This window comes from Halorientalis sp. LT38, from assembly GCF_037031225.1.
In the GTDB taxonomy this organism is placed as follows: Archaea; Halobacteriota; Halobacteria; order Halobacteriales; family Haloarculaceae; genus Halorientalis; species Halorientalis halophila.
The window spans coordinates 3,319,042-3,335,677 of sequence record NZ_JAYEZN010000001.1; the positions used below are offsets into that span (position 1 = coordinate 3,319,042).

Sequence of the window (16,636 nt, forward strand, 5' to 3'; positions counted from 1 at the left end):
CCGGGCCCCCTCTCTCACCGAACGAAGTAGGACTCCCCGCCCGGGAGGAAGCGCCCGAGGTCGACCTCCCGGCGGTAGTCCGTCCGCTGGAGCTCTCGCAGGCGCTCGACCAGCCGTTCTTCGTCCTCCACCGTCCAGTCGGCGGGGTCGACGACGGGAACGACGAGGAAGCCGCTGCCGGTCAGTTCGCGTGCGTGCAGGACGCCCGGGTCCTCGGGCGTCGGCTCGGTCGTGTGGGTCGCGAGGACGTGTTCGATCGCTCGCTCGCCGACCGGCAGGAGGACGTGGGCGGTGATCGCCCGGAGTTCGGCGTCGACGAGCGGCTCGACCGCCGCGTAGTCGGCCGCGCTGGGATCACCGTCGGGCACGCAGGGGTACAGGTAGGAGAGGAACGTCCGGTTCACCTCGGGCGGCGTCCCGGTCGCGGCGAGCAGCCCGCCGGCCGCGAGCGCGCGCTGAAGGGCCTCCCCAGCCGCACTGTCGGTGAAGGGGACGCCGGACTCGCGTCCTCCGTGGACGCCGGGGTGGTCGCCGAGGACGTGGAAGTGGGCGTTGGCGTCGCCGTAGCCGGGGACGACCCGCTCGCAAGGGTAGGTCATCCCGAAGGGGTTCGACGGCCGGTCCGTGACGTTCTCCACGGCGGTCGGTGGGACCCGGGCACCAAAAGCGACCCGTCCGGGCGGTCGATTCACGCGCCGGCGGTCGGTCGCGTTGCGAAAGTGCCAACGTTTATTCGCGCCAGCCCGTAGATTCGACCCAGATGCCCTCCGACGACCCGGTGGACCGGTCGGCGAGCCCGTCCGTCGACGAGACGGTCGACCCGCCGCCCGCCTTCGTCGAGCAGGCGAACGTCGCCGACGAATCGGTCTACGACGAGTTCGCGGCCGACTGGCCCGACTGCTGGGCCCGCGCCGGGGACCTGCTCGACTGGGACCGGGAGTACGACGCCGTGCTGGGCGGCGAGGGCCCGCCTTTCCGCTGGTTCGACGGCGGCGAACTCAACGCGTCGTACAACTGTCTCGACCGCCACGTCGAGAGCGGGCGGAAGAACCAGGTCGCGCTGACCTGGGAGGGCCGCCTCGGCGAGTCGCGGACCTACTCCTACCTCGAACTCTACCGCGAGGTCAACGAGTTCGCGGCCGCGTTGCGCGACCTCGGCGTCGAGGAGGACGACGTGGTCACGCTCTACCTGCCGATGATCCCCGAGCTACCGATCGCGATGCTGGCCTGTGCGCGGATCGGCGCGCCGCACTCGGTGGTGTTCGCGGGCTTCTCCGCCGACGCGCTGGCGACGCGGATGGACGACGCCGATTCGGAGTACCTGGTCACCTGCGACGGCTACTACCGCCGGGGCGCGCCGGTCCACCAGAAGAGCAAGGCCGACAACGCAGCCATCGGCCTCGACCACGACGTGACGACGGTCGTGGTCGACCGACTGGGCGACGGGACGCCGCTGACCGACGGGGAACACGACTACGACCAGTTGGTGGGGACCCATCGCGGCGCGACGGTCGAGCCCGTCTCCCGGGCGGCCACCGATCAGCTGTTCCTGATCTACACCTCGGGTACCACGGGAGAGCCGACCGGCGTCCGCCACACGACCGGGGGCTACCTCGCCCACGTCGCCTGGACCGCCCGGAGCGTCCTCGACGTCAAGCCCGCGGACACCTACTGGTGTTCGGCCGACATCGGCTGGATCACCGGGCACAGCTACACCGTCTACGCCCCGCTCGCGCTCGGCACGACGACGATGCTCTACGAGGGGACGCCGGATTACCCCGAGAAGGACCGCGTCTGGGAACTGATCGAGCGCAACGCCGTCGACGTGTTCTACACCGCCCCGACCGCGATTCGTGCGTTCATGAAGTGGGGCGAGAAACACCCGGACAGACACGACCTCTCCAGTCTCCGCCTGCTCGGGACGGTCGGCGAACCGATCAACCCACGCGCCTGGAAGTGGTACCACGAACACATCGGGAACGGCGAGTGCCCGGTCGTCGACACCTGGTGGCAGACCGAGACGGGCGGCATGATGGTCACCACGCTCCCGGGCGTCGACCGGATGAAACCCGGCGCGGCGGGACGACCGCTCCCCGGCATCGGCGCCGAAGTCGTCGACGGCGACGGCGAACCGGTCGACCCGGGGGAGTCGGGGTATCTGGTGCTCACCGATCCCTGGCCGGGGATGCCGCTGTCGATGGTTCAGGACGAGGACTGGTTCGCCGCCCGCGGCTCGACCCGCCCGTCGCTCGACCGGTTCGACTGGGCCTACTTCACCGAGGACGGCGCGACCGTCGACGATGACGGCTACGTGACCCTCCTGGGCCGCGTCGACGACGTGCTCAACGTCTCGGGGCACCGGTTCGGGACGACCGAGATCGAGAGCGCCATCGCGGACGTCGACGGCGTCGCCGAGGCCGCCGTCGTCGCCGGCCCCCACGACCTGAAAGGCGAGGCGGTGTACGCCTACGTCAGCCTCGCCGACGGCGCGGACCGGGCCGAGATCCGGACGCTCGTGGACGAGGCCGTCGAGGCGGCCATCGGCCCCATCGCCGTCCCGGACGTGGTCGTGTTCACGCCGGACCTCCCCAAGACGCGCTCGGGCAAGGTGATGCGCCGCCTGCTCGAGTCGGTCGCCCGGGGCGAGGACCTGGGCGACACCAGCGCGCTGCGCAACCCCGAGGTCGTCGGCGAACTCGAATCGACGCTCGACGACGACTGACGTTTCGCTCCGATCGAGATTTCCGAAACGACCTCCCGACGAGGGTCGGCCCCACGAGGGAGATGCCGACGCTGGACTCCACGGACGCAAGGTTCAAGCTTCGCCTTTCCAAATACTCGCGAAACATGCGCGTCGTCGAGACCGACGACGGGACCGTCGCGGAACTGACGCCGGCCGCCTACCGGCGGCTCCGGCGCGCGACGGAGACGCTGCGGGCGGAACTCGTGGTTCGCCTCGCCGCCGAGGCTGGGCTCCGGCCCGCCGAGATCGCCCGGGTGCGGCCGGGCGACGTGACGGCCTTCGACCGTGACGGGACGGAGCACTACTTCCTGGCGATCCCTGGTGCGGACGACGCGGACGAGCCGACGCGGCGAGCGTACCTCTCGCCGGATCTGGAGCACGACGCGCGGCAGTACGCCCGCGCGAACGACCTCGACGACGGCGACCGACTCGTCCCGGTCACGCCGCGGCGGGTCCAGATGCTCGTCTCGGAGACGGGCGAGCGCGCGGCCGACCGGACCGGCGACGAGCGGTTCCGGTCAATCTCGTCGCGGACGCTCCGTCGCTTCTTCGCGCGTCGCCTGCTCGCCGAGGAGGGCGTCGATCCCCACGTCGTCGCGACCGTCGGCGGCTGGGAGCGGCTGTCGGCGCTGGAGCGGTTCCTGCCCGACCTCGATCCGACGGACGTGGCGGGGGCCTTCGAGCGGACGTCGCTCGTGGCCGGCGGGGACGAGCCGTCCGAGGCGGCGACGGTGGTCGCGGGCCGGTTCGAGGCCGCCTTCGAGCGACTCCGGGACGCTGCAGACGCGCTGTCGACGGCCTCGACCCGCGGCGGCGTCGAACGGCGGCTCTGCGAACGGCTGATCGACGGCGAGCCCTACGAGGCGGCGTGGGTCGGCGAACGGCGCGGGGAGACGGTCACCGTCGCCGCACAGGGCGGCCCTGGCGCGGTGGAACTGGACGGGCTGAACACAACAGAGGGGGCCGTCGGCGAGGCGCTCGAATCCGGGACGGTCCGGACGACCGAGGACGTCCAGACGGACCCGGCCTTCGCCGCCTGGCGCGATCACGCCGACGCGACCGGGTACCGCGCGGCGGCCGTCGTCCCCATCGGCGACGGCGAGACCACCGACGGCGTCCTCGGCGTCGGCACGGCGGCCCCCGTCGGCGAGCGCGAGCGGGCGCTCCTGTCGGACCTCGGGCTCCGCGTCGGGCGGGCGATCACCGTCGTCGAACAGCGAAAGCTCCTGCTGGCAGACACCGTCGTCGAACTCACCGTCGAGAGCACGGACACCGACTCCTTCTTCGTCGCGCTGTCGGGCGAACACGACTGCACCGTCACGCTGGACGGCGTCGTCCCCGGGGAGGCGGGGACGCTCGTCTACTTCGTGACGCTGGCCGATGCGGGGACCGAAGCGGTCCTCTCGTGGGCGACAGACCGGACGGCCGTCGCGGACGCACGGCTGGTGCGCGACTACGGGGACGAGGCGTTGCTCGAACTCGTCCTCGACGGGGCCGACCTGGCGCCGACGCTCGTCGACCGCGGCGCGACCGTCGCCGAGATGGAGGCGTCGGGCGGCACCCAGCGGGTAGTCGCCCAGGTGTCGGCCGAAACCGACGTCCGACGGCTCGTCGGCGACGTGACCGGCGCCTTTCCTGATACCGAGCTGGTCACCAAGCGCGAGCGCGACCGACCGGCGGAGACGCCGACCGCCTTCCGCGCCTCGCTGCGTGACTCGCTCACCGACAAGCAGTCGGCCGTCCTCCAGGCCGCCTACCACGCCGGCTACTTCGAGTGGCCCCGCGGCAGCACAGCCGAGGAACTCGCGGACGCCATCGGCATCACCTCCCCGACGCTCCACAATCACCTCCGGCGCGCCCAGCAGAAGCTCCTGACGGCCTTCTTCACCGACGAGCAGCGGTCCGAAGACGCGGCGTCGCCGTGGGCCGACGGCTGACCACGTCACTGTGGCAGCCGCCCCGTCGCTAACTGTTTAGTGCTCGGCCGATACCGGGAGCGCACTCCCGGGCCGGGATCTGTGGTCCGCGGTTGATATTCACGCGGAGCGATCAACGCGACGTCCGTTGGTTCTGGTTCTCGCCCGACAGGTCGGCGACGCCGGTCCGTCACGGGTTAGCATAATTAGAACCCTTCCTTTAGGGGGCTGTCGTGAATGATGATGATGGACCATGTCCGAGGAATCCGAGGGTGAACTCGAAGCCCGACTACCGGAGGGAGAGAGTTTCGAGCCGCCCCAGTCGTTCGTCGAACAGGCGAACGTCTCCGACGAAGCCATCTACGAGGAGTTCGAGGAGAACTGGCCGGACTGCTGGGAGCGGGCCGCCGACCTGATCGACTGGGAGGAGCCCTACGACCAGGTGCTCGACGACGACGACGCCCCGTTCTACGAGTGGTTCGTGGACGGGAAACTGAACGCGTCGTACAACTGCCTCGACCGCCACATCGAGGCGGGCCGCGGCGACGAAGCCGCGATCGAGTGGGTCGGAGAACCGACCGACGAGACCCAGACGTACACCTACGAGGGCCTGTACCGGGAAGTGAACGAATTCGCGGCCGCGCTGCGGGACATGGGCGTCGAGGAGGACGACGTCGTGACGATGTACATGCCCATGATCCCGGAGCTACCCGTGGCGATGCTGGCGTGTGCCCGGATCGGCGCGCCACACTCGGTGGTGTTCGCCGGCTTCTCCGCCGACGCGCTGGCGACGCGGATGAACAGCGCCGATTCGGAGTACCTGGTCACCTGCGACGGCTACTTCCGCCGGGGCGACCCGCTGAACCACAAGGAGAAAGCGGAGGAGGGCCTGGAAGGCGTCGATCACGAGGTGGAGACGGTCGTCGTCGACCGACTCGGCGAGGACCTCGACCACGACCTGCGCGACGCCGAACACGACTACGACGACCTCGTCGCGTCCAACGCGGGGGCCGAGGTCGAACCGGTCACGCGTGACGCAGAGGACATGCTGTTCCTGATGTACACGTCGGGGACCACGGGCCAGCCCAAGGGCGTGAAGCACACGACCGGCGGCTACCTGTCCTACGTAGCCTGGACCTCACAGGCGGTACTGGACGTCAAGCCCGACGACACCTACTGGTGTTCGGCCGACATCGGCTGGATCACCGGCCACAGCTACATCGTCTACGGCCCGCTCGCGCTCGGGACCACGACGGTGATGTACGAGGGGACGCCGGACTACCCCGAGAAGGACCGACTCTGGGAGATCGTCGACGACTACGACGTGACCCAGCTCTACACCGCCCCCACGGCCATCCGGGCGTTCATGAAGTGGGGCGAGCAGTACCCCGAGCAACACGACCTCTCCAGCCTGCGACTGCTGGGGACGGTCGGCGAACCGATCAACCCGCGCGCCTGGAAGTGGTACTACAAACACATCGGAGACGAGGAGTGCCCGGTCATCGACACCTGGTGGCAGACCGAGACGGGCGGCATGATGGTCACCACGCTCCCGGGCGTCGGCGAGATGAAGCCCGGATCGGCCGGGCCGCCCCTGCCGGGGATCAGCGCGAACGTCGTCGACATGAGCGGCGACGAGGTCCAGCCAGGCGAGGCCGGGTACCTCACCGTCGACCGACCGTGGCCCGGCATGCTGCGGACGCTGTACAAGAACGACGAGCGGTTCATCGACGAGTACTGGACGGAGTACTCGGACGAGGACGCCGACGAGTGGGTCTACTTCCCCGAAGACGGCGCGAAGATCGACGAGGACGGCTACATCACGGTGCTGGGGCGCGTCGACGACGTGCTCAACGTCTCGGGCCACCGGCTCGGAACGATGGAACTCGAGAGCGCCATCGTCGGCGTCGAGGGCGTCGCCGAGGCCGCCGTCGTCGGCGGGAAGCACGACATCAAGGGCGAGGCGGTCTACGCCTACGTGATCACCGAGGACGGCTACGAGGGCGACGAGGGCCTCCGCGACCGGATCGTCGAGGGCGTCGAGGACGCCATCGGCCCAATCGCGCGCCCCGAGGAAGTCATCTTCACGCCGGAACTCCCGAAGACCCGGTCTGGCAAGATCATGCGCCGGTTGCTCGAGGACATCGCCAACGGCGAGGAACTCGGCAACACGAGCACGCTGCGCAACCCCGAGGTCGTCCGCGACATCGAGAACAAGGTCCGGGGCGACTGAACCCGGCCGGCGGCGACCTCTCACACCAGCACTCGATTCCGTGACAGACACCGATCACATACCGATCCACACACGACCGTAATATGGCAGACAAAAACACGCACGATTCGACGAACGGCACTGCGGCCGGGAGCGGCGACGGGCCGCCGGTCACCGAGACGGACGGTGGAACCGTGACGCAGGCCGCACAGGACCACAGAGACACGAACTACCTCGACAGGGAGGTCAACATACTCAAACCCAGCACGCCGTTCATGCGGGAGCACCTCAAAGTGGTCTGGACGGGCTTTCTCGCCTGGTTCCTCATCGTCTTCGGACCCCCGACGGCCACCTTCCTGGCGCCCGATACGCTGTCGGTCGGGATGCCCGTGCTGGGCTTTCCGCTGCACTACTTCCTGATCGCCATCGGCGGTCCCACCGGGGCGCTGCTCCTGGCGTTCTGGTACTCGCGCAAGCGCGACGCGCTGGACCGCAAGTACGGCATCCACCACGCCGACGAACCGGAGACGACTGGCAGCGAGGACGTCGCCGCCGCCGACGGAGGTGTCGATAGATGAGCGGCCTCGCGGCCGTCCTGTTGCAGTCGGGGCTGCTCCCGGAGGGGCTGAACGTCTCGTTCAAGCTCCTGCCGGCGATCATGGTCGTCGCCATGTTGCTCCTGTTCCTGGCGATCGGCTACGTGTTCAAGGTGGCCGACACCGAGGGCATGTGGGTCGCCGGGCGATCCATCGGGAACGTCGAGAACGGGATGGCGATCGGCTCGAACTGGATGTCGGCCGCCTCCTATCTGGGGATGGCGGCGCTGATCGCGACCGCGGGCGTCTACGGCCTCGCGTTCGTCGTCGGCTGGACGACCGGCTACTTCATCCTCCTCATCTTCCTGGCCGCGCAACTGCGCCGGTTCGGGAAGTACACCGCGCCCGACTTCGTCGGGGACCGGTTCAACTCCGACAGCGCGCGCGCCATCGCGGCCGTGACGACGTTCCTCATCGGGTTCGTGTACGCCATCGGCCAGGCCCGCGGGATGGGCCTCGTCGGGCTGTACATCTTCGGCGACCTCGGGGTCGCCGGCTTCAGCGGCTACCAGGTGATGGTGATACTGATGATGGCCGTCACCGTCGGCTACCTGACGCTGTCGGGGATGCTCGGCGCGACGAAGAACCAGGCCGTCCAGTACGTCATCATCATCGCGGCCTTCCTGGTCGGCGTGACCGTCGTCGGGTGGGTCAACGGCTACTCGACCGTCATCCCGCAACTGGAGTACGGGATGTTGATAAGCGAACTGAGCGCCGAGTTCTCGGAGCCGTTCCAGAGCTTCGATAGCTACTACCTCTGGATCGCGACGTGTTTCTCGCTGATCGTCGGCACCTGCGGCCTGCCCCACGTCCTCGTCCGGTTCTACACGGTCGAGAGCGAGCGGACCGCCCGCTGGTCGACGGTCTGGGGCCTCTTTTTCATCTGCCTGCTGTACTGGAGCGCGCCCGCCATGGCGGCGTTCGGGACGGACCTGTACTCCCAGCAGGTGGGCGACGTGTTCGGCGATCCCGGGATGACCAGCGCGGCCGCCGACGTGATCGTCGTGCTGGCGGCGCAGCTCTCCGGTCTCCCCTCGTGGCTGGTCGGACTGGTCGCCGCGGGCGGCATCGCGGCCGCCATCGCGACGGTCGCCGGCCTCTTCATCGCCGGCTCGTCGGCCATCTCACACGACCTCTACGCGAACATCATCAACGAGGACGCCACCCAGCGCCAGCAGATCCTGGTCGGCCGCCTCAGTATCGTCGCGCTCGGCGTCCTCACGACGCTCGCGGCGCTCGACCCCGCGGCACCGATCGCCGCGCTGGTCTCCTACGCGTTCTCGCTCGCTGGCGCGGTCCTGTTCCCGATGTTCTTCCTCGGCATGTGGTGGGAGAACACCAACCGACAGGGCGCGCTGGCCGGCATGTCGACCGGCCTCATCCTCTGGATGGTGCCGATGGTCAACGAAGTCGTGCCCGCGTACGGCTTCTTCGGCGGCGAGACCGTCCTGCCCGCGCTCGCGACGTGGATGCCCGCCATCGGGTCCGCGCTCGTCGTGACGCCGATCGTCTTCGTCGTCACGATCGTCGTCTCGCTCGTCACTGCGGATCCGCCGACCCACACCAAGCGGATGGTGCGGCAGTGCCACAGTCCCGAACCGATGGGACAGCAACAGACCGCGGAAGACGTCGTCACCGACGGCGGCGAACCCACGGAGGACGACTGAGATGTACGACACGATCCTCGTTCCGACGGACGGCAGCGACGTGGCCGAGGCGGCGGTCGACACCGCGATCGACCTCGCCTCGAAGTACGACGCGACGCTCCACGCACTGTACGTCGTGGACATGGACGCCGTGAACCTCGGCCTCGGCACCGAACAGGTCGACCGCATCCGACAGGGCCGCTTCGGCGAGATGGAGGAACTCGAGGCCCGCGCGAACGAGGCCACGGGCTACGTGGCCGAGCGGGCCGCCGAACACGGCCTCGACGTGGTCGAAGAGGTGCTCCCGGGTCGCCCGCACTCGCTGATCGGCGACTACGCCGAGGACCACGACATCGACCTGATCGTCATGGGCAGCCACGGCCGCGCGGGCGTCACGCGGGCGCTACTCGGGAGCGTCACCGAGCGCGTCCTGCGCTCGACCCATCGCCCTGTGCTGGTCGTCGACTACCAGGAGGCCGGCGGAGACTGATCCCGTGACGCGACCGCAGCCGAACGACGGACGGAGGGGCGGCCGATGAGCGTCGTCGATGCCGTTCGCGAGCACGTTCGCGAACACCGCGACGGCATGGTGTTCGATCTGGTGTTCGCCGTCGTCTGGGTGACGGTCGTGTCCGTGCTGTTCGAGGTGTTGCAGGGCCCGCAGTGGGCCTACTACCTCTGTATGTTCGCGGGCGTGATCGCCTACTTCGGCTTCGTCGGGTCGCTGTCGCTGGCCCGAGAAGAGTCGTAGTCGCCGTCGAAAGCAGCGGCGTCGTCGTTACGCCCGGGGCACCGACAGCACCGGGACGTTCGCCTTTCTGAGGACGCTGTCGGTGACGCTCCCGACGCGTTCGCGCTCGACGATCCGTTTGCCCGTCGATCCCACCACCACCAGATCCGCGCCCGTCTCGTCGACCTGTCTGCAGATCTCCTCGGCCGGCGCGCCGACGCGGATCGCCGTCTCCGTGGCGATCCCCGCGTCCGCGATGGCCTCCTCGAGTTCCGCTATCGCTCGCTCGCCCTCCGCGCGCAGTTGCTCGTTGATCTCCCCCATCGCCAGCCCAGGCGCGGCCTGGGCGACGCTCTCGTCGACGACGTACAGCAGGTGGATCGTCGCGTCGTGGCGTCGGGCGGCGTCGATCGCGTGATCGACCGCACCTGCGGCGACCTCGCTTCCGTCCGTCGGCAGGAGTACCGTCTCGTACATACAGGATACGATTCCACTCGACCGGCCTTAATCCAAGAGCACTGTTATCGAATTTTGGGAACGTGTTCGGCCATCGTCAGCGGAGGCCAGTCGGCGTCGACTCACTCCCCGTCGTCGGCGTACCGCCGTTCGAGTTCTCTGTAGCCGTCGGCGTCGACCACGGCCTCGAACTCGTCGAAAGTGACGCCGTCGACCGACTCGGTCGTCCCCTCGTCGGCCAGCGTCTCGTAGGCGTCCGCCATCGCTTTCGTGGCGGCGAACAGCGCGGAGAGGGGGTAGACCGCCACGTCGAACCCGATCTCGTCCAGTTCCGCCGCGGAGAGTACGGGGGTCTTCCCGCCCTCGACCATGTTCGCGAAGGTCGGCGCCTCCACCTCGCTCGCGATCCGTTCGAGTTCGCCGCGGGACTCGGGGGCTTCCACGAAGACCACGTCCGCGCCGGCGTCGGCGAACGACCGCCCGCGCTCGATCGCTTCGTCCAGCCCGTCGGTCGCCCGGGCGTCGGTCCGGCCGATGATCACGAGGTCGCTATCGCGCTCCTCGCGTACGTCCGCGGCGGCGCGGATCCGCCGGACGCCTTCTTGCTCCGATACCACACGCTTCTCGTCCATGTGGCCACAGCGCTTGGGCCACGCCTGATCTTCGAGGATGACGCCCGCCACGCCGGCGTCGAGACACTCGCCGACGGTGCGTCGGACGTTCAGCGCGGACCCGTAGCCGGTGTCGGCGTCGGCGACGAGGGGGACGTCGACGCTGCCGGCGATTCGGTCGATCCGGTCGACGTTCTCGGCCATCGACATGAGGCCGAGGTCGGGGAGGCCGAGCGTCGAGGCGGCGATGCCGAACCCGGAGGTGAACAGGGCCTCGAAGCCGGCCCGTTCGGCGAGCCTGGCAGAGAGCGCGTCGTGGACGCCCGGGAGCGCCACGAGACCGTCACCGTCGAGCAGTGCGCGAAAGCGCGTCGCGGGCGGCTGTGCGGTCATGCCGACGACGAGGGCGCCCACCCGACTAAGCCCTGGCGGTTTGCCACCGCCGTACCGAGGTCGGAAAACATTTTTCACACCGCTTCGTGTTCAGACCCAAGATGGACGGATTCCGACGAGGGCGTGATCTGCGATGACGATCGAGGACCGGGTCGAAGAGCTGCGTGAGCGCAAGCGCCAGGCGGAGCTAGGGGGCGGCGAGGACCGCATCGAGGCCCAGCACGACCGCGGGAAGATGACCGCTCGCGAGCGGATCGACTACTTCCTCGACGACGGGACGTTCAACGAGGTGGACACCCTCCGCGAGCACCGCGCGACCAACTTCGACATGGCCGAGCGGGAGATGCCCGGCGACGGCGTGGTCACCGGCTACGGCGAGGTCGACGGGCGGAAGGTGTTCGTCTTCGCCCACGACTTCACCGTCATGGGCGGCTCGCTGGGCGAAGCGTTCGCCCAGAAGGTCTGTAAGGTCATGGACAAGGCCATCGAGACGGGCTGTCCGATCATCGGTCTCAACGATTCGGCCGGCGCGCGCATCCAGGAGGGGATCGACTCGCTGGCCGGCTACGCCGACATCTTCCACCGCAACCAGCTCGCCTCGGGGGTCGTCCCGCAGATCTCGGCGATCATGGGCCCCTGTGCCGGCGGCGCGGTCTACTCCCCGGCCATCACGGACTTCATCATGATGGTTCAGGACACCAGCCACATGTTCATCACCGGCCCGGACGTGATCGAGACGGTCACCGGCGAGGAGGTCGGGTTCGAGGAACTCGGCGGGGCCCAGACCCACGCCAGCGAGTCCGGCGTCTCTCACTTCACGGCCCAGGCCGAGGAGGCGGCACTCGACGACATCGCCTATCTGCTCTCCTTCCTCCCGCAGAACAACGTCGAGGACCCGCCGCGGGTCGAGCCGTGGGACGACCCCGAGCGCGAACCCGACGACCTGATGGACGTCGTCCCGGACCAGCCACAGAAGCCCTACGACATGCGCGACGTGGTCGACCGGATCGTCGACGAGGGCTCCTTCTTCGAGGTGGCCGAGGCGTTCGCGCGCAACCTAACCATCGGCTTCGCCCGGCTGGACGGGCACTCTGTCGGCGTCGTCGGCAACAACCCGCACGTCAACGCGGGGACGCTCGACATCGACTCCTCGGTCAAGGGCGCGCGGTTCGTCCGCTTCTGCGACGCGTTCAACATCCCCATCCTGACGTTCGTCGACGTGCCAGGCTTCATGCCCGGCACCGACCAGGAACACGACGGGATCATCAAACACGGCGCGAAGCTACTGTACGCCTACTCCGAGGCGACGGTGCCGCTGTTGACCGTCATCACCCGGAAGGCCTACGGCGGCGCCTACGACGTCATGGCCTCGAAACACGTCGAGGCGGACATGAACTACGCGTGGCCGACCGCCGAGATCGCGGTCATGGGCCCCAAGGGCGCGGTGAACGTCCTCTACGACGACGAACTCGCAGACGCCGACGACGTGGAGGCAAAGCGCCAGGAGCTGATCGACGAGTACCGCGACGCCTTCGCCAACCCGTACACGGCCGCCGAACGCGGCTTCGTCGACGACGTGCTGGAACCGAAGGACACCCGTTCCCGACTGATCACCGATCTCGAGATGATCCGCGGGAAGCGCAAGAACACGCCCGACCGCAAACATGGCAACATCCCGCTCTGAGATGGCCGAAGATCAGTCTCCGGCAGAGGCCGGACGCGCGGAACTGCTCGCCGCGATCGAAGCCGCGCTCGAGGGGGCCGACGACGACGAGGCGGCCGCCGTCGCGGCCGCCATCGGCGCCCACGTCTGCGATCAGGAACTCGCCGCCGCGGCGGCGGCCGCCGAGACGGACGAGGGCCCGAACTGGGCCGAGGGGAAGTGGGCGTTCGGGAGCAAACTCGCGCGCAAACGCCGCCGCTGGACCCGGGTGCGGACGGACGCGCCGAAGGATCCGTGGACTGCGGCCGGTCGTGCCGACCGGATGTAGGCGACCCCACGCGCCGCGAGCAGTTTTCAGGCCCGTGCGTGCCAGTAGTCGACGGTGCGGTAACAGAGGAACAGGACCGCGTTGAGCACGCCAGCCATCGCGAACGCGCCGCCGAGATGCCAGAACAGGCCGGCGAAGACGCCGATCTCCGTCAGGCCGAAGGCGAAGAACGCGGCGATGGCGCCCCAGACCAGCAATATGGCGGCGACGTACGCGCCGTCTTCGACGTACTCTGCGACCGACCGCGGCGACGGGATGGGTGGTGTTTCGGACACGACGACTCGTTCAGCCGCGCCCCTCGAAAAGTGAGGGGATAGGTCAAACGGCGACTGTACCCTAGACGCTCATCGTCTCGCCGCACTCCGGACACTTCAGACCGCCCTGATCGCCGGCGCCGAAGTCGACGCCCAGCGCGTCCACGTCGTCGCAGTTCGGACAGGGGACCGGGACGCGGATCTGCTCCCAGTCGTGGCGGCTGTCGGGGGCGCCGATGGCCAGCACCACCGCCTCCTCGTCCGTTTTGTTCTCGCCGTGGTGGTAGTCCCCGGGGGCGAACCGGATGGCCTCGCCCTCGTTCACCTCTCGCGATCCGTCGTCTGTGTCGAAGGTGACGGTGCCCTCGAGGACGTAGAAGACCTCCTCCTGGTCGAGGTGGGTGTGGTAGCCCCCGTCGGGGGCCTCGCCGGGCGCGAGCGTGTAGTGGTTCATCGCCACGTCGGTCGTGCCGAGGGCGGCGGCCAGCGCACGGCCGCCCTCCGTCGCGCCCGCCGGGTGCGGGAAGGTGTCCAGTTCCGAGACTGTGACGTGTTCCATCGTACCGAATGGCTCAGTAGTCGGCGTGATAAAGATATGCAAACTCGACGGGGTATCGCGCGCCGAGGACGGCCGCCGCCATGCCGCGGTCGCATACCTTTAAGGGGCAACTCGCGGTACTCACCGACATGTTCGATACGGTTCTCGTCGCGAATCGCGGAGAGATCGCTGTCCGGGTGATGCGCGCCTGCGAGGAACTCGGGGTGGACACGGTTGCTGTCTACAGTGAGGCGGACAAACATTCGGGTCACGTCCGGTACGCCGACGAAGCCTACAACGTGGGGCCCGCCCGCGCCGCCGACTCCTATCTCGACCACGAGGCGATCATCGAGGCCGCCCAGAAGGCCGACGCCGACGCGATCCACCCCGGCTACGGCTTCCTCGCGGAGAACGCCGAGTTCGCCCGCAAGGTCGAGGCCACCGAGGGCGTCACCTGGGTCGGCCCGTCGGGCGACGCGATGGAGCGACTGGGCGAGAAGACCAAGGCCCGCAACGTCATGAGCGACGCCGACGTCCCCATCGTCCCCGGGACGGACCCCATCGAGGAGCCCGAGGCAGTCCGGGAGTTCGCCGAGGAACACGGCTACCCCATCGCCATCAAGGCCGAGGGCGGTGGCGGGGGCCGCGGGATGAAGATCGTCTACGAGGAAGGCGAGATCGAGGAGCAACTGGAGAGCGCAAAGCGCGAGGGCGAGGCGTACTTCGACAACGATTCGGTCTTCCTGGAGCGCTACATCGAGAACCCGCGCCACATCGAGGTGCAGATCATCGCCGACCACCACGGCAACGTCCGCCACCTCGGCGAGCGTGACTGCTCGCTGCAGCGCCGCCACCAGAAGGTCATCGAGGAGGGGCCCAGTCCCGCCCTCGACGACGAACTCCGGGAGCAGATCGGCGAGGCCGCCCGCCGCGGCGTCGACGCCGCCGACTACTACAACGCCGGGACCGTCGAGTTCCTCGTCGAGGAGGACCCCGACCGGGACCCCGACGAGGTGCTCGGGGCGGAGACGGACTTCTACTTCCTCGAAGTGAACACGCGGATCCAGGTCGAGCACACGGTGACGGAGGAGATCACGGGCATCGACATCGTGAAGTACCAGCTCCGGGTCGCCGCCGGTGACGAACTCGACTTCGCGCAGGACGACGTCGAGACCGACGGGCACGCGATGGAGTTCCGCATCAACGCCGAGAACGCCGCGAACGACTTCGCACCCGCGACCGGCGGCACCCTGGAGACCTACGACCCGCCGGGCGGGATCGGCGTCCGGATGGACGACGCGCTCCGGCAGGGCGACGACCTGGTGACCGACTACGACTCGATGATCGCGAAGCTGATCGTCCACGGGGCGACTCGCGAGGAGTGCATCGACCGCTCGAAGCGCGCGCTGGCGGAGTACGACATCGAGGGCATTCCGACCATCATCCCGTTCCACCGGCTGATGCTCACCGACGATCCGTTCGTGAACGGCACGCATCACACGAAGTACCTCGACGAGGAACTCGACCCCCAACGCATCGACGAAGCCCAGGAGAAGTGGGGGAGCGCCGAGGGCGAGGGCGACGACGGGGACGAAGAGGTCGTCGAGCGGGAGTTCACCGTCGAGGTCAACGGCAAGCGCTTCCAGGTCAACCTCGAGGAGCGCGGCGCGCCGCCCATCCCGACCAACGTCGGCGACGGCGGCGGTGGCGGCGGGCAACCCCAGCGACCGGCCGGCGGCCGGGGCGGGGGGAACGACTCCGGCGGTGGCCAGGCCGCGGCGGCCGAAGGCCAGCAGGTCACCGCCGAGATGCAGGGCACGATCCTGGAGGTCAACGTCGAGGAGGGTGACGAGGTGGCCGACGGCGACGTGATCTGCGTGCTCGAAGCGATGAAGATGGAAAACGACGTGGTCGCGCCCGCCGGCGGGACCGTCTCCCAGGTCGCCATCGCGGAGGGCGAGAGCGTCGACATGGGCGACCTGCTGATCGTCATCGACTGAGCGACACCGGCACGCCTCCACCGCCGGATCGCCGCCGATCCGTCTTCACTCCCCGTGCCGCTCGACGACGAGATCGGTGACCATCGTCATCACCGGCTCCCCGTCGACGTAGGCTGCGAGTTCGTAGTCGAGATAGCCGTGGCCGTCCGTGTGGTCCGGGACGGTCTTCTCGAGCACTTCGCCCCGGATTCCGAGGGTATCGCCGGGTCGGACGGGTTCCTCGAACCGGATCTCGCGGATGTACCGCGCGCCGAGGTTGGCCACGTCGTCGAGCCACCCCTCGACCCAGTGGTACATCGCGACGCCGATGGTGTGCAGGCCGCTGGCGATCAGGCCGCCGTGGACCGATTTCGCCGCGGCTTCCTCGTCCGCGTGGAACCGCTGGGGGTCCCACTGCTCGGCGAAGGCCACGATGTCTGCCTTCGTCAGGGTCTCCGCGCCGAAGGTTCCGGTCTCGCCGACGTCGACGTCCTCGAAGTAGCGCATAGGCCCCGTTAGGACGGCGCCGTCAAAAACGCGGCGCGCGATCGGTCGCTTTTTCTCCCTCGGC

At 68.8% G+C, this 16,636-nt stretch carries 16 protein-coding genes; 10 read left to right on the forward strand and 6 right to left on the reverse strand.

The genetic code is table 11. The annotated features are described in order from the left end of the window. Positions 1-14 precede the first annotated feature (14 nt). Positions 15-638 carry a uracil-DNA glycosylase family protein gene (locus U5918_RS17195; protein ID WP_336003022.1) on the reverse strand — a complete coding sequence of 208 codons (624 nt, stop codon included), beginning with the start codon at positions 636-638 and terminating at the stop codon, positions 15-17. A gap of 122 nt (positions 639-760) precedes the next feature. Between U5918_RS17195 and acs (U5918_RS17200) the strand changes: the two genes are divergently transcribed. From acs (U5918_RS17200) to U5918_RS17230, 7 genes are all read left to right on the forward strand, one after another. Beyond that, a complete protein-coding gene (acs, locus tag U5918_RS17200; protein ID WP_336003023.1) occupies positions 761-2,722 on the forward strand; it encodes an acetate--CoA ligase in 1,962 nt (653 codons plus the stop codon). 125 nt (positions 2,723-2,847) lie between these two features. After that, a complete protein-coding gene (locus U5918_RS17205) occupies positions 2,848-4,680 on the forward strand; it encodes a bacterio-opsin activator domain-containing protein (protein WP_336003025.1) in 1,833 nt (610 codons plus the stop codon). A gap of 232 nt (positions 4,681-4,912) precedes the next feature. After that, positions 4,913-6,892 (forward strand): acetate--CoA ligase, encoded by a 1,980-nt coding sequence (gene acs / locus U5918_RS17210; RefSeq protein ID WP_336003026.1) that lies wholly within the window; start codon positions 4,913-4,915, stop codon positions 6,890-6,892. 83 nt (positions 6,893-6,975) lie between these two features. Then, positions 6,976-7,449, forward strand: coding sequence for a DUF4212 domain-containing protein (locus tag U5918_RS17215; protein WP_336003028.1), 474 nt, complete (start codon positions 6,976-6,978; stop codon positions 7,447-7,449). Beyond that, the gene (locus tag U5918_RS17220; protein ID WP_336003031.1) at positions 7,446-9,134 is read left to right on the forward strand and encodes a VC_2705 family sodium/solute symporter; all 1,689 of its coding nucleotides are present in this window, start codon (positions 7,446-7,448) and stop codon (positions 9,132-9,134) included. The genes U5918_RS17215 and U5918_RS17220 overlap by 4 nt, the downstream gene beginning before the upstream one ends. Position 9,135: 1 nt before the next feature. Beyond that, positions 9,136-9,603, forward strand: coding sequence for a universal stress protein (locus tag U5918_RS17225; protein WP_336003033.1), 468 nt, complete (start codon positions 9,136-9,138; stop codon positions 9,601-9,603). A gap of 45 nt (positions 9,604-9,648) precedes the next feature. Then, positions 9,649-9,864 carry a DUF8119 family protein gene (locus tag U5918_RS17230; protein WP_336003035.1) on the forward strand — a complete coding sequence of 72 codons (216 nt, stop codon included), beginning with the start codon at positions 9,649-9,651 and terminating at the stop codon, positions 9,862-9,864. Positions 9,865-9,891: 27 nt separating this feature from the next. On the opposite strand, the gene U5918_RS17235 is transcribed toward U5918_RS17230, so the two are convergent. Beyond that, complete coding sequence (locus tag U5918_RS17235; protein WP_336003037.1) at positions 9,892-10,320, reverse strand: universal stress protein; 429 nt, start codon at positions 10,318-10,320, stop codon at positions 9,892-9,894. A 101-nt stretch (positions 10,321-10,421) separates the two neighbouring features. Continuing rightward, positions 10,422-11,303 carry an isocitrate lyase/PEP mutase family protein gene (locus U5918_RS17240; RefSeq protein WP_336003038.1) on the reverse strand — a complete coding sequence of 294 codons (882 nt, stop codon included), beginning with the start codon at positions 11,301-11,303 and terminating at the stop codon, positions 10,422-10,424. A gap of 133 nt (positions 11,304-11,436) precedes the next feature. Between U5918_RS17240 and U5918_RS17245 the strand changes: the two genes are divergently transcribed. Both U5918_RS17245 and U5918_RS17250 read left to right on the forward strand, forming a co-directional pair. Continuing rightward, positions 11,437-12,987 (forward strand): acyl-CoA carboxylase subunit beta, encoded by a 1,551-nt coding sequence (locus U5918_RS17245; RefSeq protein WP_336003040.1) that lies wholly within the window; start codon positions 11,437-11,439, stop codon positions 12,985-12,987. Beyond that, complete coding sequence (locus tag U5918_RS17250) at positions 12,968-13,294, forward strand: DUF8022 family protein (protein ID WP_336003042.1); 327 nt, start codon at positions 12,968-12,970, stop codon at positions 13,292-13,294. The genes U5918_RS17245 and U5918_RS17250 overlap by 20 nt, the downstream gene beginning before the upstream one ends. A gap of 26 nt (positions 13,295-13,320) precedes the next feature. Here the strand turns inward: U5918_RS17250 and U5918_RS17255 are convergent, their stop codons facing one another. Together U5918_RS17255 and U5918_RS17260 are read right to left on the reverse strand one after the other, a co-directional pair. Then, positions 13,321-13,569, reverse strand: a complete 249-nt coding sequence (locus tag U5918_RS17255) for a hypothetical protein (protein ID WP_336003044.1) — start codon at positions 13,567-13,569, stop codon at positions 13,321-13,323. A 61-nt stretch (positions 13,570-13,630) separates the two neighbouring features. Then, the gene (locus U5918_RS17260) at positions 13,631-14,107 is read right to left on the reverse strand and encodes a cupin domain-containing protein (protein WP_336003046.1); all 477 of its coding nucleotides are present in this window, start codon (positions 14,105-14,107) and stop codon (positions 13,631-13,633) included. 128 nt (positions 14,108-14,235) lie between these two features. Between U5918_RS17260 and U5918_RS17265 the strand changes: the two genes are divergently transcribed. Next, positions 14,236-16,086, forward strand: coding sequence for an acetyl/propionyl/methylcrotonyl-CoA carboxylase subunit alpha (locus tag U5918_RS17265; RefSeq protein ID WP_336003048.1), 1,851 nt, complete (start codon positions 14,236-14,238; stop codon positions 16,084-16,086). Between the two features lie 45 nt (positions 16,087-16,131). Here U5918_RS17265 and U5918_RS17270 read toward each other — a convergent pair whose 3' ends face one another. Then, the gene (locus tag U5918_RS17270) at positions 16,132-16,572 is read right to left on the reverse strand and encodes a MaoC/PaaZ C-terminal domain-containing protein (protein ID WP_336003050.1); all 441 of its coding nucleotides are present in this window, start codon (positions 16,570-16,572) and stop codon (positions 16,132-16,134) included. Positions 16,573-16,636: the final 64 nt, after the last annotated feature.